Source organism: Pseudoalteromonas sp. A22, assembly GCF_018141345.1.
GTDB classification, from domain to species: Bacteria; Pseudomonadota; Gammaproteobacteria; order Enterobacterales; family Alteromonadaceae; genus Pseudoalteromonas; species Pseudoalteromonas maricaloris.
Genome location: NZ_CP047238.1, coordinates 1,665,344 through 1,683,814, shown reverse-complemented (window position 1 = coordinate 1,683,814; position 18,471 = coordinate 1,665,344). Strand labels below are relative to the sequence as shown.

General features: G+C 43.3%; 14 protein-coding genes. 4 read left to right on the top strand and 10 right to left on the bottom strand.

Going from position 1 to position 18,471, the window contains the following annotated elements; translation table 11 throughout:
* Window positions 1-242 precede the first annotated feature (242 nt).
* From GSF04_RS12310 to GSF04_RS12290, 5 genes are all read right to left on the bottom strand, one after another.
* Window positions 243-1,376 (bottom strand): DUF5009 domain-containing protein, encoded by a 1,134-nt coding sequence (locus tag GSF04_RS12310; protein WP_211859659.1) that lies wholly within the window; start codon window positions 1,374-1,376, stop codon window positions 243-245.
* Window positions 1,377-1,632: 256 nt separating this feature from the next.
* Window positions 1,633-2,757 carry an N-acetylglucosamine-6-phosphate deacetylase gene (nagA, locus tag GSF04_RS12305; RefSeq protein WP_211859658.1) on the bottom strand — a complete coding sequence of 375 codons (1,125 nt, stop codon included), beginning with the start codon at window positions 2,755-2,757 and terminating at the stop codon, window positions 1,633-1,635.
* Window positions 2,757-3,668: a BadF/BadG/BcrA/BcrD ATPase family protein gene (locus tag GSF04_RS12300; RefSeq protein WP_010378041.1), complete on the bottom strand. Its 912-nt coding sequence runs from the start codon at window positions 3,666-3,668 to the stop codon at window positions 2,757-2,759. Before GSF04_RS12300 ends, nagA begins: the two co-directional genes overlap by 1 nt.
* Window positions 3,669-3,978: 310 nt before the next feature.
* Window positions 3,979-4,821, bottom strand: a complete 843-nt coding sequence (locus GSF04_RS12295) for an isopenicillin N synthase family oxygenase (protein WP_211859657.1) — start codon at window positions 4,819-4,821, stop codon at window positions 3,979-3,981.
* A gap of 386 nt (window positions 4,822-5,207) precedes the next feature.
* Window positions 5,208-6,329, bottom strand: a complete 1,122-nt coding sequence (locus GSF04_RS12290; RefSeq protein ID WP_039495550.1) for a hybrid sensor histidine kinase/response regulator — start codon at window positions 6,327-6,329, stop codon at window positions 5,208-5,210.
* Window positions 6,330-6,434: 105 nt separating this feature from the next.
* Between GSF04_RS12290 and GSF04_RS12285 the strand changes: the two genes are divergently transcribed.
* Window positions 6,435-10,166, top strand: a complete 3,732-nt coding sequence (locus GSF04_RS12285) for a response regulator (protein ID WP_211859656.1) — start codon at window positions 6,435-6,437, stop codon at window positions 10,164-10,166.
* Window positions 10,167-10,267: 101 nt separating this feature from the next.
* On the opposite strand, the gene GSF04_RS12280 is transcribed toward GSF04_RS12285, so the two are convergent.
* Entirely contained in the window at window positions 10,268-10,942 is a 675-nt protein-coding gene (locus tag GSF04_RS12280; RefSeq protein WP_010378035.1) for a DUF3334 family protein, read from the bottom strand.
* A 115-nt stretch (window positions 10,943-11,057) separates the two neighbouring features.
* On the opposite strand from GSF04_RS12280, the gene cmoA reads away from it, so the two are divergent.
* The 3 genes from cmoA to GSF04_RS12265 all read left to right on the top strand — a co-directional run bounded on the left by cmoA (window position 11,058) and on the right by GSF04_RS12265 (window position 13,579).
* Complete coding sequence (cmoA, locus tag GSF04_RS12275) at window positions 11,058-11,783, top strand: carboxy-S-adenosyl-L-methionine synthase CmoA (protein ID WP_211859655.1); 726 nt, start codon at window positions 11,058-11,060, stop codon at window positions 11,781-11,783.
* Window positions 11,784-11,791: 8 nt separating this feature from the next.
* The gene (gene cmoB / locus GSF04_RS12270) at window positions 11,792-12,760 is read left to right on the top strand and encodes a tRNA 5-methoxyuridine(34)/uridine 5-oxyacetic acid(34) synthase CmoB (RefSeq protein WP_017219248.1); all 969 of its coding nucleotides are present in this window, start codon (window positions 11,792-11,794) and stop codon (window positions 12,758-12,760) included.
* A gap of 345 nt (window positions 12,761-13,105) precedes the next feature.
* Window positions 13,106-13,579, top strand: a complete 474-nt coding sequence (locus tag GSF04_RS12265; protein ID WP_211859654.1) for a hypothetical protein — start codon at window positions 13,106-13,108, stop codon at window positions 13,577-13,579.
* A 76-nt stretch (window positions 13,580-13,655) separates the two neighbouring features.
* On the opposite strand, the gene adk is transcribed toward GSF04_RS12265, so the two are convergent.
* The 4 genes from adk to edd form a co-directional block, all read right to left on the bottom strand.
* A complete protein-coding gene (adk, locus tag GSF04_RS12260) occupies window positions 13,656-14,300 on the bottom strand; it encodes an adenylate kinase (protein WP_010378026.1) in 645 nt (214 codons plus the stop codon).
* A 168-nt stretch (window positions 14,301-14,468) separates the two neighbouring features.
* Entirely contained in the window at window positions 14,469-15,473 is a 1,005-nt protein-coding gene (gene gap, locus GSF04_RS12255; protein WP_017219247.1) for a type I glyceraldehyde-3-phosphate dehydrogenase, read from the bottom strand.
* Window positions 15,474-15,490: 17 nt separating this feature from the next.
* Window positions 15,491-16,111, bottom strand: a complete 621-nt coding sequence (locus tag GSF04_RS12250) for a bifunctional 4-hydroxy-2-oxoglutarate aldolase/2-dehydro-3-deoxy-phosphogluconate aldolase (RefSeq protein WP_010378022.1) — start codon at window positions 16,109-16,111, stop codon at window positions 15,491-15,493.
* A 23-nt stretch (window positions 16,112-16,134) separates the two neighbouring features.
* The gene (edd, locus tag GSF04_RS12245; RefSeq protein ID WP_017219245.1) at window positions 16,135-17,988 is read right to left on the bottom strand and encodes a phosphogluconate dehydratase; all 1,854 of its coding nucleotides are present in this window, start codon (window positions 17,986-17,988) and stop codon (window positions 16,135-16,137) included.
* Between the last annotated feature and the right edge of the window lie 483 nt (window positions 17,989-18,471).

Below are 18,471 nucleotides of genomic sequence, written 5' to 3'. Positions count from 1 at the left end.
ATGATTAGAATAAAATGGGATCTGAGCCTTGCCTCGCGTGCAATCAAAGCAAGGTCAGATCGAACCTAATTGGGATACACAACATTAGGTTATTACCATTATGACAACGCTGTCATTATTATCAGAAATAATTCGCTTGTAAAGCAAAAGTGAAAAAAAATATGGATATTTTTTACTCTATGCAATCGAAAGGTGTTAAAAAGCCCACAACGGTGGGCTTTTTGAAAGGAGGCTTGTGAATATTACACACTTACAAAAATACGACGTTTATACATCCAATGCAGCACTAAAAGCTGTACCGCCAGTAGCGCAAAAACAGCAATTAATGGTTGCCACGCAGTTGGCACGGCGGCAATCACGCCACCGAATACGCTTTTACTAATAAAGGTCCAATTCACTAAGCTTGACGCCAAATAAATAATAATGGAGTTGGCTCCTATAATAACAAATGGATACGCCCAACGCTGAAAACTCAGTACATCTACTATCGCGTAAAATACCGCTAGTAGAATTGCACTCCAGCCGACGGTTACTAGCACAAATGAGCTTGTCCAAAGCTCTTTATTAACTGGAAATTGCATATCCCAAAGCCAACCTAGTGCTAAGACGAGTACACCTGAGCCTGCCAAAATACCAACGGTTTTCCACTCTCCCTGCGTTTGTGCATTAGCAATAACACGACCAGCAAATACACCTGCGATAGCATTTACAATGGCAGGTAAGCTTGACAGCACACCTTCTGGGTCAACAGGACGATTTTGATAACTGATCCCTGGTAGTAAATACGTATCAATGAACGCATTCCAACTACCAACACCATTTGCACTTAAGTCCCCCGCTTGTCCACCAGGAACCGGGATAAAGCAAAGCAGTAACCAATAAAATATCAATATGCCTACACCCACATAAGCCAAGGTTCGCAAGCTCGTATGCCAAACCAGTAAAGCACAAAAGAACCAAGCAAACGCAATGCGACCTAATACACTGGCGTAGCGAACACCGTCAGGATCCATTGGGATCCCAGTTCCCCAACCGTGGTTGTATAACACGCCAAAAGCACACAGTAACAAAAGGCGCTTCAGTGCTTTGAGATAAAACGGTTTACGTTCATTAAAGGGCAGATGGTCGATACGTTTAGGTGACAAGCCCATCGCCACACCTGATAAAAAGATAAACAGTGGAAAGATAAGATCATAAAAAGTGAAGCCATGCCAAGGGCTGTGTAGCGTGTGCGCTTCAAAAGCCTTCCAGCCTTGCCATCCGGTCAATACAAACAGTGCCGCAAAAATAGACTGGCCACCTAAGATCCAGAACATATCCATGCCGCGTAAGGCATCTAAAGACGCAAGTCGCTTTGGCTTATTATTCGTTGTCATTGTTATTTATCCGCGTGAAAACATTAACTATGGATCGCTCAATCAAGCAAATCCATTTGCCTCAAGGTTAGTTTTGATGCGCGTTGCAATCATGACTCTATCATTACACACGACAATAACTACCCGAGTTGTCGATCCACCCTTGCTTAACCAATTACCGGCTAAGCTTAAAAAACAAAGCCCCGCGGTACTGCTGCGGGGTTTTATCAGGGAAACTTAAGCGGCCGTTTCCGTCCACTACTCGATTGCATATCAGTTATAACAACTGGCCACCAATATAGGTTTGCTTCACAATCAAATCGCTATCGAGCACCACGAAATCAGCATCAGCACCCGATCTTAGATGCCCCTTTTGAGACAAGCCAAGATATTGCGCAGGGTAAAGTGAGGCCATGCGCAAACTCTCCGCTAGACTCACGTTAAGCGTATTGACGGTATTTCGCACCGCACTTGCCATATCCAATACACTGCCAGCAAGCTCACCGGTTGTTGAATTTAATCGATCACCGGTACGAATAACTTTTCTGCCGTCAAAAAAGTCAAACTCCGTATCATCTGTCCCAACTGGAGGCATGGCATCCGTCACTAGCATCATTTTGCCACGCTGCTTAGTACGAATCGCAAGCTGCGCCGACAATGGATGAACGTGATGGCCATCAACAATCAAACCACACCAGCTATTGTCATTCCAAAGTGCGGCGCCGACAACGCCCGGCTCACGGGAAGTAAACGCAGACATTGCATTAAATAGGTGAGTAAAGCCATCAACGCCAATATTGAGTGCAGCGTTAGCGGTGTCATAGTCCGCGTTTGAATGACCGATACACACTTTCACACCCAATGAAATCAAGCGTTCGATATCGCTAAGTGGCACAGTTTCAGGTGCTAAAGTCACCATTTTGATGCCTAAATCTTGACGCGCGTAAACCGCAAATTCTTGCTCTGAAATTGGTCTGATGAACTTTTCGCTATGCGTACCCTTTTTAGGATGAGATAAGTGTGGACCTTCAAAATGGATCCCAAGCACTCCGGGCTGATTAGTAGCAATCGCTTCTGCTGTTGCATCTGCCGCTTGTTGCATCACTTCAATTTTGTCAGTGATAAGGGTTGGCATTAATCCCGTGGAACCAAATTGGCCATGTGCTTTAACCATAGTCGCCAAGCATGCCGTCGATTGCTCGGCGTTAAAAAATGCACCACCACCACCATTAACTTGTACGTCAATAAAGCCTGGTGCAACTAGTCCCGATAACTTAGATACATTGGTCGCTTGCGACTCATTGATATAACCAATTTGGCCGTTGTTTATTTCGAAGTAAACGTCTTTTCTAACACTTTCACCATCAAAAAATTCTGGAGCAAAATAACATTGAGTCGTCATTAGTTCGCCTTTTTTAATTCTTGACCTGCACTTTGAATTGCAAAGTAAATTGCCCCCATTTCAGGAGGTTGTTTCGGTAATTGGACTTGCTTTGCAACTTCTGGGTCGAGCCAAGGTTGTAGCGGCTCTGATAATCCGCCGATCATAGAGAGTCTAGGTGGGTTTAGTTCAAGTAAACGCTTTGCTAAACGACTAATATATTCCGCACCAGACTTTACGATAGAAAGAGCAATTTCATCATTTAACTTGGCTTGCTCTAATACATAACGAGCCAGCTTTGCATAACCACTAGACGGTTGTCCCGCCATTTGCTCTGCAATACCCATTGCCCCTTTCGCACTGAAGTGCTCTAGTAATACTTGGCTCAATGACGTTTTTTCGCCAAGGCCATCGAGATCTAGCAATGCAGCTTTTACCGCCTCTAATCCCATCCAAGCGCCACTGCCCATGTCGCCTTGCGCAAAGCCATGACCACCATAGTTCACTGTTTTACCATCAACCAAGGCAAAACCACAGGAGCCGGTGCCCGTAATAATCACGGCACCATCGCTCCCCTCATGAGCACCAATACACGCCGTGTGTAAATCTGTGGTAAGGAACATTTGTTTAAAGGGATGTTCCCATTGCATGATTTTGTCATAGAGCGCGGGTAAGTTAACACCTGCAAGGCCAAGACCTGCATTTAGCTCATGTACTTGTTCAACACGAAGACCCGCGTCTTGTAACGCCATTTGTGTCGACACCATGATAGATTCAAGCGTACGCTCTAAACCATGTAAGGGATTCGCAGGACCGCCTAGACCCGTACCCAAAACGCCATGTTGAAGAGAATAAATTGTAGCGCGGCATTTTGTTCCACCACCATCGACGCCGATGTATAGTTGGTCTTGGTTAACCTGTTTAGCCATCATGTAAAGACCCCTACCTTGTTCTGGATTAGACCGCGTTATTATTTTCGTTAGACACGGTTTTTCATTCATGTTGAATTGATGTTACACAACAAATGACAGCGTTGTCATTAATTTTTTCAAGAAATTTCTTCATTTTGAAAAAAACTAATATTGCACAGATTGTGAGGATTGTCAGTGAAAAATTGCAATAATCGTCAAATTACAAGGACTAACAGAGATTAGGGATTGTTAGACACATAATAAAAAAGCGACCCAATATTACATCAAGTCGCTTTATCGATTTAACCTTATCGTTCAGGTTATTCGCAGATTACTTAACCCCAAGTTCTCTTAAACGCTCTTGCAAATAGCTATCTGCAGTGTAACGCTCTGACAACACAACATCCGGTCTTGGATGTAAGAATAGCGGCAATGAAATACGAGATTTCGTCGATGCTTTGCCCGTAGGGTTAATCACACGGTGAATTGTCGATGGGAAGTAATCACCCGACGCTTCTTGCAGCATGTCACCAATGTTAATAATCAACGAACCAAAGTCGCAAGGTACGTCTAACCAACTGCCATCTTGTCTTTGCACTTGCAGGCCAGGCTCATTTGCCGCTGGCAATACAGTAAGTAGATTGATATCACCATGAGCTGCGGCGCGAATTGCACCTGGTTCTTCATCACCTGTCATTGGTGGGTAATGAAGAATACGCAGTAATGTCTGCTCTGATTCTTTGATCATATCTTTAAGGTCGATAGAGAATCTCGCTCTCACATCTGCAGGCGCTTCGGCTTGTACCCAGCTTAGCAATTCTTGAGCAAACTCGCTCGCTAAACGGTAATATTCACGAATTTCTGCTTCTAATTGAGCCGGTACACGACCTTTTGGATAAACGTGAAAGTACTCTTTGATGTCTTTTACTGTAAAACCTTTCGCAACTTCAGAGACTTCTGATGGGAAGTAACCATCTTGGGTTTCTTTATTGAAAAGGAATTCGTGTTTTTCTTCTGAGTTAAAAAATTCTTGCCAATGTTTGTAGATTGATTCAACCAACTCTTGTGGGATTGGGTGATTTTTTAGTACACCAAAACCCGTGTTTCTTAAAGATTCTACAAATTCTTTCGCAGCATTTGGCGATTGATAGTCTACGGTAGGTAACTGTTGCATAATGGTTCCACCAAAATTATTAGTAATTCATGGTTATTTACTCAATTGCACATTGGAGTAAATAACGCACTTCCCGTGTCATCTCAACACTGCGTACCTAGTAGAAGGTAAGGCGTATGTTATCGGGTCTGTTAACCTAGGGGGTTGTTTTTAAGCAGTAAACTTGTATTCAACAAGCCTCACTCAAAACAGCAACAGCAAAGGCTAAAAAGCCCTTATACGATCGTGTTGTCGATAATTCTTCAAAAAGTGTAGCTAATTACATGGTTAGCAGAATACTTTTTAAAGATTACGTTTTAACAGCGAGCGAGCTTATTGAATTAGGACAAATGATATAAGGACTTATGTCCGCTTTTATGTATAGGACCTGAGACTTTTGATGCAGATCAAGCATTATCGGGGGCATCTATCGGTATTTGGATATCCCACTCCAATCCTTGCGGTGTATTTTTCACGCTAAACTCTCCATTGAGTGCCCCTGAAACCAAGTTGGCAGTTAAATTTGCGCTTAACCCAACATGGCCTGCATTACCTCTTTTTGTTGTAACAAATGGTTTTAATAACTCTTGTGTACTGATTCCTCTAAGCCCTATTCCATTGTCAGTATAATTCACATGTAAATTGTTACCCGAGTGCGTGAAGGTGATAGTCGCAAGGTGATCATGGTCAATCCAGGCATGCGCAATGGAATTTTCAACTAAGTTGCTCAACACCTCAACCAGAGCTTGTCCATCCACGTAAACCTCAGTTGTTGTGTTACCAACAAACTGGATTTGTACGTCTTGCTTGGAAAAATCTTTTTTCAGTCTTGTTTCTATTTCTTGTAATTTAACGTCAGCACAGCTGCTATCTCGCTCAGACTGAGAGACCGATTTTAATAAGCTGACAAACTTAGCCACTTTTTCTAGATTACGGCTGCACAGCGCACTACTGTCTTTGATCTGTTCAAACCCCGTAACCAACCCATCCTGCGTAAGCGTACCTGCGGTAAGTGCACTTTGTAGCTCTTGCATGACGCCTTCTAAAAAGGTGTTGGACGTAATACTGGTACCAAGCGGGGTATTGATTTCGTGTGCAATCCCCATCACCATTTGGTTTATGGCTTTAGATAGCTGCTGTTTTACCGCTAACTTTTGCGCTTCAATTAACTTAAATTGGGTGTTTACTCTGGCTATGATTTCAGCGGGTTTATAGGGTTTGGTGATGTAATCAACTCCACCGACCTCGAATGCCTGTACCAAGCTCTCGCTGTCTTCATAAGCACTCACAAAAATAACGGGAATGGCCGCCGTTGAATTGTCGGACTTAAGCACTTTACATAGCTCAATCCCCGACATATTTGGCATTTTTATATCAGTAATAATTAATTCAGGCTGATGCTTTTTAACGATACCTAAGGCAATGTCCCCCCCTCGTGCTGCCAATACTTTATATCCTTCCTTTCTTAGTATGAGCTGCAATACTTGGAGGTTTTCCGGCATATCGTCAACAATTAAAATGTCTGACATGTAGCGTTACTCAAATCCTTACGATAGACACTTTTTACAGCATAGCTTGAGAAATTGTATATCGCGACTATGTTTATATATAAATTCACGCGTAAATAATAACTTATGTCCTCAAAAGCATTACTAAGTTGGATCGCACTTTTCGCCTTGATGGCAGCCCTAGGAAGCGCAACGCTTATCTACTACTCAACAACCACTCATAGCACACTCGCGACCGATGTTAATACCGCTTATCACAACCACCTCTCACTTGAGATGTATAGCAAAGATAAAAACGCCCAATGGCTCGATGACATCAAATCTGCACCAAGTCACTCATTGCCACTACCGCTACAACAAATTTATGAAACCCAAACAAGATTAAAATCTCGATTTTTAGCAAACACGGTTGAACAGGTCGACTTACCTCAAAGTTATCAAAACGCCATCCTACAACTGCCTCTCATTGCAAACGCCGAACTCGAAACACGCACCAATCAACAACTTAAAATACTGTTAATTACTGGCCTTGCTTTCGCGGTGTTAACACTATTTTTAGGCTTTTATGTTTGGTTTATGCGCACTAAACATTTCTCCCCGCTCTATCGCATCGTCAATACGCTACGTGCACAAGCGTTAAACGGCTCCCCTCTTTCAGTAGCCCCCACAAACAGTGATGCTGATGTAAAACGGCTCACACAAGCGATCCATGCTGCCACCACCTCTCAAAGCCAAAAGCTGGCGTCAGCCGCAATTATCGAAAACTATAATCGCGAACTAAAATCCATCACCGGCTCCGAACCTATCGTGCGCCACGCACTAGAGTTTATTGCCAATGAGTTCAATGCACCGAGTGTTTGTCTCTATGCCAATTTAGAAGACGACACCTTGTCATTAGTGAAAAGCCATGGAGTGACACCAAGCCACTCAATTATTGCGTCCACGATAGCGCTTTGCGCAACAAATAATGAACCACAAGTACAACAAGAACCGTTGTGGCTCAAAGAACAAGAAGTTGAAGTGAAGTTACAAAGCCGTTATTGCTTTCCACTAGCCATCGGTAATCATGTAGTGTATGTGCTGCTAGTCGGTAGTGCACAGGCGTTGATAGACAGCCAATTCGAAGCGCTTGAGTACTTGTGTAAGGACTTAAGCCTCGCGCTTGCTATTAATGAAAATATCGAAAAACAACAAAAGACAGAGTCGGCTTTAAGTGAACAACTTGAGCTTACCCACCACATAATCAATGCTATCCCAAACCCGACGTACTATCGTTCTACTGACGGGGTATTTATGGGGGTAAACAAGTCCTTTTTGGCGCTGTTAGATCAATTTGAAGTAGATGTGATTGGCGCCAAACTAGACGAAATTTTTGATTTAGGAATAGCCAGCCTATTTGAGTCCAAAGCCCACGAAATTATCACCACAACCCAAGAGCAAACTTACGAAGTACTATTGCTCGATGGCCAAGAGCAGGCGCGGGAACTGATTGTATACGAAGCGCCATTTTTTAATGAAAATGGCGCTGTAGCTGGGATTGTTGGCATGTACCTTGATGTTTCGGAGAGGAACCAACTACAACGAGAACTCATAGAAGCAAAAGACTTGGCCCAAAACTCGGCAAAAGCGAAAAGCGAATTCCTCGCCAACATGAGCCATGAAATTAGAACCCCAATGAACGCGATTATTGGTATGTCTCATCTCGCACTCGCGACCGAATTAAATGCAAAGCAGCACGACTACGTATCAAAAATAGATACTGCGGCAAAGCAATTACTGAGATTGATCAACGATATACTCGATTTTTCAAAAATCGAAGCTGGCAAAATCGAGTTAGAATATCAGGCTTTTTCAACAGAAAAGCTACTCGACAGTGTTGCCACCATCGTCAGTGTAAAAGCCCAAGAAAAACAACTAGAGTTAGTCTTTGATCTAGACTCACAAGTGCCCTACTGCGTGATTGGCGATCAATTTAGAATAAGCCAAGTACTCATTAATTTAGCGGGTAACGCGGTTAAATTCACAGAAACCGGTGAGGTTGTTATTCGTGTTGCCCTCGTCAATGTCGAAAAAGGGTTAGCGAAAATTAAGTTTAGCGTCAAAGACTCCGGTATTGGCATGAATAAACGCCAGCAAAAAAACCTATTTCAATCTTTCTCGCAAGCAGACAATTCAATCACCCGAAAATATGGCGGTACTGGGCTTGGCCTCACAATTTCGCAGCAACTGGTCAAGCTTATGGGGGGAGAAATATATGTTGAGAGTGAGGAGAACGTCGGTTCGGAGTTTTATTTCACATTAGAAATGGAAGTCAGTGACGAGCTGAGTCAGGCGAAAATGGCCTCTACCCACTTATCAGAGCTATCAGCAACAATTATTGACGATAACCAACACGCATTGGACGTGTTAAGCGGTATGCTAACAAACTTTGGTATGCAGGTTTGCTCTTATTTAGACCCTCATAAAGCGTTAAATCAATTCGTCCTGACACAAGATTTACCCGATCTTATTTTCGTCGATTGGCATATGCCGAAATTAGATGGTATCGAGCTGATCACTAAGCTGCAATCGCAAATCGATGTGTCACAAAGTAAGTTTATTTTAGTCACAGCTTATGGTCGGGAGTTAAACCTCAACGATAGCCAAGCCAGTTTAGTCGATGGTGTACTTTTAAAGCCGATTAATCCGTCAAATCTTGTGGACGTTATTCAAAATGCCGTGTTTGACTCACCAGAAATAAGAACCACTATCACCAAAAAAGAACAAACGATTAGTAAACAAGCACTAAATGGCATATCAATTTTGGTTGCGGAGGATCAACCCGTCAACCAGGAAATCGCAGTGGAGATCTTATCTAGCTTCGGAGCTCAGGTGGCGGTCGCTGATAATGGGCAAGAAGCCATTGAGCAAGTTCATAGCAAACATATAGATATTGTTTTAATGGATATGCAAATGCCAGTGATGGATGGTATTACCGCGACGCAAAACCTTCGTATAGAGTTCGATAAAAATACACTTCCTATTCTCGCGATGACCGCCAATGCCATGGAAGAAGACATCCAGACTTGTATCGATGCTGGTATGAATGACCACGTCACCAAACCCATCGACGTTGAGCAACTCGTTAAAAGTATTTTGAAATATGTAAGCGCTGAGACCAGTAACCTTTTAGCAACGCCTGTAGCAAATCAACCAGAAGTCACTACCGAAGTAGAGGAAGTTGATGAGGTCATTGAGTTTGAAGGTATTGATATTGCCGAGGGTATTGCTCGAGCAGCTGGCAACCAAAAGGTTTACTTCGATATCTTAGAAAAGTTCCTGTCCCAGCAGATTGAAGAGCTGATCAATTTAAAACAGGCTTTAGCCATCGAGAATTTTGAACTGGCACATAGCATGTTACATGCATTAAAAGGTGCTAGTGCTAATCTTTCGATTGTTAGGCTGACTGAAGAGTTTAAGCACATTGAAGCTTCTCTTAATGTCCGCCCACCTAATGCGAGCGAAATTGACGAGCTGATTAAATACGTCAAATATGCACTGGAACAATGCCAAAAACGTCGTAAAAAAGAAGCGTCTCATCAGGTAAAAAATGTAACGAAAAACAACGAAGAAAAAGGTGGCAATAGTCAATTAGAGGAACTTATCCAGCTTGCGTGTGCGTTAAGAGATTATGATACTCAAGCCACAGAGCTAGTAGACTCAATTTCAGTAAGTAGCTATTTGACTGAACCAGAATTACAGAAATTAAAAACCGCCATCGCCCGCTTTGAGTTCAATGAAGCCTTTATGATGCTAACATCCATAAAGCATGTAGAAGAAGCACCTGAGCTTAATGCAGGAAAAGGCGCACTGCATTAGTACCTTTGCTATCTATTTATCCTAGGGCGAAGTGAAGATTTTGACGTAATAGAAAGGCCACTGAGGTGGCCTTTCTAATTACGTGCTCCAAGAAAACGGTTTTACAGTCCTAACTGATCCATAAAGTCGTCATCTACAACATCTTCTTCCTGCGGCTTCGCTGGCTTTTTCTTCTCCGCCTGACTTGCAATAATGTCATCTGGGTCTACCGACTCCGCAATATCAAAGTCATGTAGCTTAATAAATTCAGTTTTATCCATTGCCAATTCAAGATAGAAAATATTCTGGCCTTGCGTGGTAAAGGTAACGCGTCTTGCCTGCGGGCGATCCATCGTTGTGTCTACCGAGATCTGCACCTGTTTGTTGATAGCCATCATCTTAGGTTGGTTTTGCGTGATAGAGGTATGTAGTTGCTCACGTACTTTGTTGGTGAAATCACCAACAATTTGGTTCATCAACTCACCCAATACATTGGCAACGTCGTCGGACAAATGACTATGCGCAATTTCTTCTTCAGGCATGCCCATGTTGCGCATGTAATCGGTATACACCTCCATTGCTGCTTGCGCGGTAAAATTAGTTACGACTAAACCGGTAAAGCCGCCATCAAACAATACGAAACAGCCGATGTCAGGCCTCATACAGGTACGAGTGATCTTTTGAACCATCGCGGAATAGTTAATTTGGTTGCCGCTTGCCGACGACAGAACTTCTGTTACTGAGTGGCATAGCGTTGAGAGGATATCTTCTGTGCTAATCACTTTGCTTTTCGCCATTTTTGGTCTCATATTTACTTCTTATTATTAATAGTAGCCAAGCTACTGAATTTATCACTGACTATCCAGCATAAAATGCTAAAATAGCGAGATTATTTTCAAAGAGAGATTTAATGTGACGGGCAAAGACAGTATTTATGCCACTGAGCAAGCAGTAAAAGATTTCACTTTCGACGCCAATGTCGTCGAAGTGTTTCCAGATATGATCCAACGCTCAGTGCCGGGCTACGCGACAATAGTAAGCACAATGGGCAAACTTGCGGGTACTTACGCGCAAAGTAACTCAAACTTATATGACTTAGGCTGCTCTTTAGGCGCGGTCACGCTAAGCATGCGTAGAAATATAGATATAGAAAACTGTCATATCATTGCCGTGGATAATTCACAGCCTATGGTAGAGCGTTGCCAACTGCATTTAAAAGGCTTTAAATCTGACGTCCCAGTCTCGGTCACTTTAGGTGATATCAATGAAATAGAGATTAGCAATGCATCTGTCGTTGCGATGAACTTCACCCTACAGTTTATTCCACCAGAAAACCGCAAAGCAGTTCTCGAAAAAATATATCAGGGTTTAAAACCTGGTGGCGTACTGCTATTAAGTGAAAAAATCCGCGGTGAAAACGGTACTAAAGACAACTTACTTATCGACCTTCACCACGACTTTAAACGCCACAATGGCTACTCAGAATTAGAGATCAGCCAAAAACGCACTGCGATTGAAAACGTGATGCGCACGGACTCATTAAGTACCCATATAACAAGATTAGAGGATATTGGCTTTAATCAAACTCAAGTGTGGTATCAGTGCTTTAACTTCTGCTCAATGGTAGCAATAAAATAGAGGCAATTATGAATCATTGGTTTACCGACTTTTATGCAACCATTGCGAAAACCCCTTTGAGCCATTGGCTAGAAACGTTGCCTGCGCAGCTTAGCCATTGGCAAAAAGAAGCCCAACATGGCGACTGGCCGAAATGGGAAAAAGTCATTAAAAATCTACCAGAGATCTCAACCACGCATGTTGATATAAAAACCAAGGTTGAGATAGGTACTGGCGAAGACGTTAATGAAGGTCATCAAAAGCAATTAACGCATTTACTAAAACGCATGATGCCATGGCGTAAGGGACCATTTCATTTACATGGCGTCCATATTGATACTGAGTGGCGCAGCGACTGGAAATGGGACCGACTGCTCCCCCATATTAGCGACCTTCACGGCCGTAATGTATTAGATATCGGCTGTGGCTCTGGTTATCACTTGTGGCGTATGCGCGGCGAAGGCGCAGAGCTTGTTGTTGGCATTGATCCTTCCGATCTATTTTTATGCCAATTCCAAACTATTAAACACTTTAACCCCGATCCAAACGTGCATTTACTACCCCTAGGTGTAGAGCAACTGCCTGAGTTAAAAGCATTTGATACTGTGTTTTCAATGGGCGTGCTATATCACCGTCGTTCACCAATCGACTTTTTAGCGCAGCTAAAGTCTCAGCTAAGAAAAGGTGGCGAATTAGTGCTAGAAACACTCGTCATTGAGGGCGATGTAAATACAGTATTAGTGCCGACCGACCGCTACGCCAAGATGCGCAATGTATGGTTTATTCCAAGCTGCGACGCATTAACATTATGGCTTGAGCGTGTGGGCTTTAAAGATATCAAAGTGGTAAACAAAGACGTCACGTCGTTAGACGAGCAGCGCCAAACCCCTTGGATGGAAACAGAGTCGCTTGCTGATTTCTTAGATCCAAATGACACTAGCAAAACCATTGAAGGCTACCCCGCTCCGCTCCGTGCTATATTTATCGCAAAAGCGTAAAACTGGTAAGGGGCACCGGCCCCTTACTCATAAGAACCATCAAAATAAAACCATAAACGACTGATTTAGTCGCATTATTTTACAAATCTAAGGTTGACCCAAATATTCTTCGTTCATTACAATCACGCCACTATGCGGTTGCACTGCGTAGCTTGAATTATACCAATTGTATTAGGTAAATGAGCTATTTGAAGCGGAGAAATAGCTTTAGTAGCTAGGCAAAAATTTTGTTATTTAGTTGTTCTAAATGAGAAATTTTTAACGACGCTAATATGGTATTTCACCCTTTAAATTGATTGGAGACTTAGTGCAATTGGTATTAGACTATACAATAAGGAATTGTTAATGAAAAAGATGTCTCTTACCGCCCTCTTCATTTCTTCACTCGCGCTTAGTGGTCAAGCAATTGCTGACGATTTTATGATCACGAAAGAAAAACAACCTAGTCGGATGCTAGTATTAAGCTCAGCAGGCGGTCTTTCGACTACAGAGTTTTCTGTATTAAACATCGATTTAAGTGATATCCCATATGGAAGTAAAACGGGTACTATCACTGGAGTTAGCTATACTTCAGCGGGTTACGCCGATCCTGGCAATGAAACGGTGGAGCTTTGTTTCAGTCGTGCATACAGCACGGCACCTTTCAAGTGCATTGAAATTAATCCTAACGATTCAGGGAATACAGCTACGTTTAATGGTGAGGCATTTAAAGCGGGAATTTCAGCCTCTATCGTTCATAGAGTAGAAGCCACAGGCAACTTCCATTATGCAGAGCCAAGTCGAAAAGAAAGTATTACTTTCCACTACAGCACTTATTAAAACGATTTAGCTAGTTTAGAGATAATGTAGGAGTCTCATAGGACTCCTACTTGTTAACCAAGCAAACGCTTAGTTATTAACCCAATAGTTCACCTAACTGCTTGCTTACCGCATCAACAGCTTGTGTACCATCTAGTTTGTGATATTGCGTGTTACCAGCATCCGCTTCTGCACTATAGTAATCTACTAGAGGTTTTGTCTGCTCATGGTAAATCGCTAGACGTTTACGTACTGTCTCTTCAGTGTCGTCATCACGAATGATTAAGTCTTCACCCGTTACGTCATCTTTGCCTTCTACTTTAGGCGGATTGTAAACGATGTGGTAAACACGACCAGAACCTGGGTGTACACGACGACCGCTCATACGCTCCACGATGATCTCATCAGCCACGTCAAATTCGATAACATGGTCAACTTTGATGCCATTTTCTTTCATTGCATCTGCTTGTGGAATTGTGCGAGGGAAGCCATCAAGCAAGAAGCCATTTGCACAATCTTCTTTAGCGATGCGCTCTTTTACCAAGCCGATAATGATTTCGTCAGATACTAGTTGACCTGCATCCATGACTTTTTTCGCTTCAAGACCCAACGGAGTCCCTTCTTTGATAGCAGCACGTAACATGTCGCCTGTAGAGATCTGAGGGATCCCATATTTGTCCATTAGAAATTGAGCTTGAGTACCTTTACCTGCACCCGGCGCGCCTAGCAAGATGATGCGCATAATTGAATCCTCGTTTGGAGTTATTGGTGTTTGTGTGGTGAATTTTTCCATATACGGTGCCGATCCTCAAGGAACTTATACTAATTGATAAGGAAGAATGGCAATTTTTCCGTCAAAAACAAAAAAGCTCCGCGATCTGCAGAGCTTTTGGTCAGAAATTAATCCTGATTATAAAAATGCACCTAGTGCTTTAACTTGGTCTAGCATGCGGCAAGAGAAGCCCCATTCGTTATCATACCAAGCCATCACTTTTACCAGCTTTCCATCTACTTTGGTTTGTGTAGAGTCAAACACTGAAGAAGCCGGGTTGTGGTTGAAATCGATAGAAACCAAAGGTAATTCATTGTACTCAAGGATTTCACTCATCGCGCCCTCAGCAGCCGCTTTGATTGCTGCATTCACTTCTTCTTTTGAAGTGTCACGCTTGGCAACAAAAGTTAAATCAACCAGTGATACGTTGATGGTTGGCACACGAACCGCCATACCATCTAGTTTGCCAGCAAGTTCAGGAAGCACTAAGCCAACCGCCTTTGCCGCACCCGTTTTCGTCGGGATCATCGACTGAGTAGCACTACGCGCACGATATAAATCAGGGTGGTAAACGTCTGATAGATTCTGATCGTTAGTGTAGGCATGAATGGTTGTCATGCTACCTTGCTCAATACCAATAGTATCATTCAATACTTTTGCAATAGGCGCAAGACAGTTTGTGGTACAAGATGCGTTAGAGATAATGGTTGATTCAGCATTTAGCACTTCGCTGTTAACGCCATGAACAACCGTTGCATCCATATCTGTGCCCGGCGCAGATACAATCACTTTTTTCGCACCGGCTTCAATGTGTTTAGCCGCAGCTTCGCGAGAAGTGAACAGCCCAGTACATTCAAGTACGATATCAACGTTTAGCGCTTTCCATGGAAGATTTGCAGGGTCACGCTCTTGCGTTAGCGTGATTTCGTCACCACCGATAACGAGTGTGTTGTCGTTAAGAACAACCTGCTCTTGAAAGCGACCATGTACAGAGTCAAATTGGGTCAAATGCGCGTTTACGTTCGCAGGTGCGAGATCGTTGATGGCAACGACTTTGATGTCTTTATTCTGACCTGACTCGTACAGTGCACGAAGTACGTTACGACCGATACGTCCATAGCCATTAATTGCGATATTAATCATGATAACTGTCCCCTAATCTATTTTACTTCACTTGCTTGTTTCGCAAGCGCTTCAATGGCTTGCCAGTCTTTGTTTGCGATAAGTGCTTTATCAAGCATCCAAGTACCGCCCACACATACCACATTGTCGAGTGCAAGATACTTAGGTGCAGTTGCCAACGAAATACCACCCGTTGGACAGAATTTTACTTGTGGAATTGGTCCGCCAATGGATTTAAGCATTGGTGCACCACCTGCAGCTTCTGCTGGGAAAAACTTTAAGAATTCAAAACCATGACTTGCAAGCTTCATCACTTCGCTTGGCGTTGCAGCACCTGGAAGAAATGGAATACTTGACGACTTTGCCAGTTCCAATAATTCGTCATTGACACCTGGACTTACCATGAAGTCAGCGCCGGCTTCTACAGAGGCATTAAAGGTTGCCTTATCCACTACCGTACCAGTACCAACATAGGCGTCTGGTAAAGCCGCTTTAATGTCTTTTACCGCTTGCGCTGCCACCGGTGTACGAAGTGTCACTTCAAGTGCTTTTAAGCCACCATTAAACAATGCCGTAGCAAGCGGCACCGCGTCTTCGAGGTTATCAATAACGATAACCGGAACCACTGGTGCTGCTGACAATATCTCTTTAATACTCATGCTCACCCTCATTCCCACTGTTATTATTCTTCGATGCCAAATGAGCATGCGCCTTGATCTGCACTGCTCACTACGTGTCTAAATCCTGAGAATAGCTCTCGACCCGTACCAAATGTTTGCGATTGCGGTGAAAGCTGTAATTCGCGCTGTGCCATTTCTTCATCAGAAACATGTAGCACTAATTCGCCTTTTGGTGCATTTAAGGTGATCAAATCACCTTCGTGTACTTTTGCAATTGCACCACCTTCAACCGCTTCCGGCGCAAGGTGGATCGCCGCAGGTACTTTACCCGAAGCACCAGACATACGACCATCAGTCACAATCGCCACTTTAAAACCTTGGTCTTGTAATGTAGCCATGACAGGTGTCAGTTTATGTAACTCAGGCATACCTTTCGCTTTAGGGCCTTGCTCTTTAATCACAGCAATAAAGTCTTGGTTAAGCTTGCCAGCAGTAAAGGCTTCTTGTAATTCGCTTTGAGAGCTGAATACTTTCGCCGGTGCAGTCACCGTTTGGTGCTGCTCTTGTACCGCAGACACTTTAATCACCGCTTTACCCAAATTACCATTAAGTAGTTGCAAGCCGCCTTGCTTGTTAAATGGATTTGCTACTGGGCGAAGCACTTCTTCATCCAGTGAGTTTTCAGGTACTGGTACCCACTTCACTTTGGCTGGACCTTGATTATCGCTGATGATCACATTGCTGTTGATATCCAGTAGTGGTTCCATCGTGTAAGCATCAAGTCCTTCACCCACAATCGTTTTTACGTCATTGTGTAAGAAGCCGCCATCTCTTAATTCACGCATTAAGAAGCCCATGCCACCAGCCGCTTGGAAGTGGTTTACATCGGCATGACCATTTGGATAAATACGCGTTAATAACGGCACTACTTCAGACAAATCCGCCATGTCTTTCCAAGTGATTTGAACGCCAGCCGCTTTTGCCATTGCGACTAAGTGAATGGCATGATTGGTAGAACCACCAGTAGACAACAAACCGACCAAACCATTGATCACGGTTTTTTCACTCACGATATCCGCAAGTGCATTGCCGCTTTTACCGTCAAGTAGCTGAGTTAGCATGGTCTCAACCGCACTCGCCGTTAAGCCATCTCTTAATTCTGTGTATGGGTTGATAAACGAGCTACCAGGTAAATGAAGACCCATGATCTCCATTAGCATCTGGTTCGAGTTCGCCGTACCGTAGAAAGTACAAGTACCTGCACTGTGGTATGAAGCACTCTCAGCTTCCAGTAACTCTTCGCGGCTGACTAAGCCTTGTGCAAACTTTTGACGAATACGTGCCTTTTCTTTGTTCGGGATCCCTGATTGCATTGGACCTGCGGGTAAAAAGAAAATGGGCAAATGGCCAAAAGACAAAGCACCAATTAATAGTCCTGGGACGATTTTGTCACAGACACCTAGACAGAAAACCCCATCGAAGACATCGTGTGATAACGCCACTGCTGTTGACATGGCAATGACATCACGAGAGAACAAAGACAGTTCCATGCCATCTCGGCCTTGGGTAACCCCGTCACACATAGCAGGTACACCACCCGCTACTTGCGCAGTCGCGTCAAACTTGTTTGCCACTGCTTTAATTAAATCTGGATATTCTTTATAAGGTTCGTGCGCAGACAACATGTCATTGTACGAATTGATAATTGCTAGGTTTGGTTGCTCGTCTTCTTTTAGGCGAGCCTTATCACTGCTTGAGCAAGCAGCCATTACGTGTGCTAGGTTTCCACAGCCCAGTCCCGCTCGTACGCGCGTTTGTTTTTTTGCTTGTTGGATTCGAGCTAAATAGGCTTGACGTGTTGCTTTGCTTCGCTCAATGACGCGTTCGGTGACTTCCTGAATTCGTGGATGCAACATATTACTGACTCTCTAGTGTTAGAGGAAAAAGGCTCTGCACGATTACCAGCATTCGTGGTAATCCTTGTACAGAGCTGCTTTGATTTACCCGTTCAAAGGTACGCTATCAGGTTGTCTCTCACCCCAACCTGACACCGGTGTCACTATATTTACGCATAAAGCTGACACCGGTGTCAACCCTTCTTATAAATTTAGTCTAACTTTTTAAAATGACCAAATTATAACCACTTAAAACTTTGCCGATATCTGCGGCATTAAAATCATTACCTAACTGATTTTATTAGTAATTATTATGACAAAAAGAATAATATTAATGATTGAGCGAAATCATTATTTGATAGCAAAGTTATCAATGAGCCTTAACTTGGTAACATGGCCTTTAATCGCTGGGTCAGCGAGCCTGATTATCGCGACATAGATCTGCGCATTTATCTAGTCCGCAACGTTTCCCCTAGTAGCTGCGAAAATAAAAAGCCCAACGGC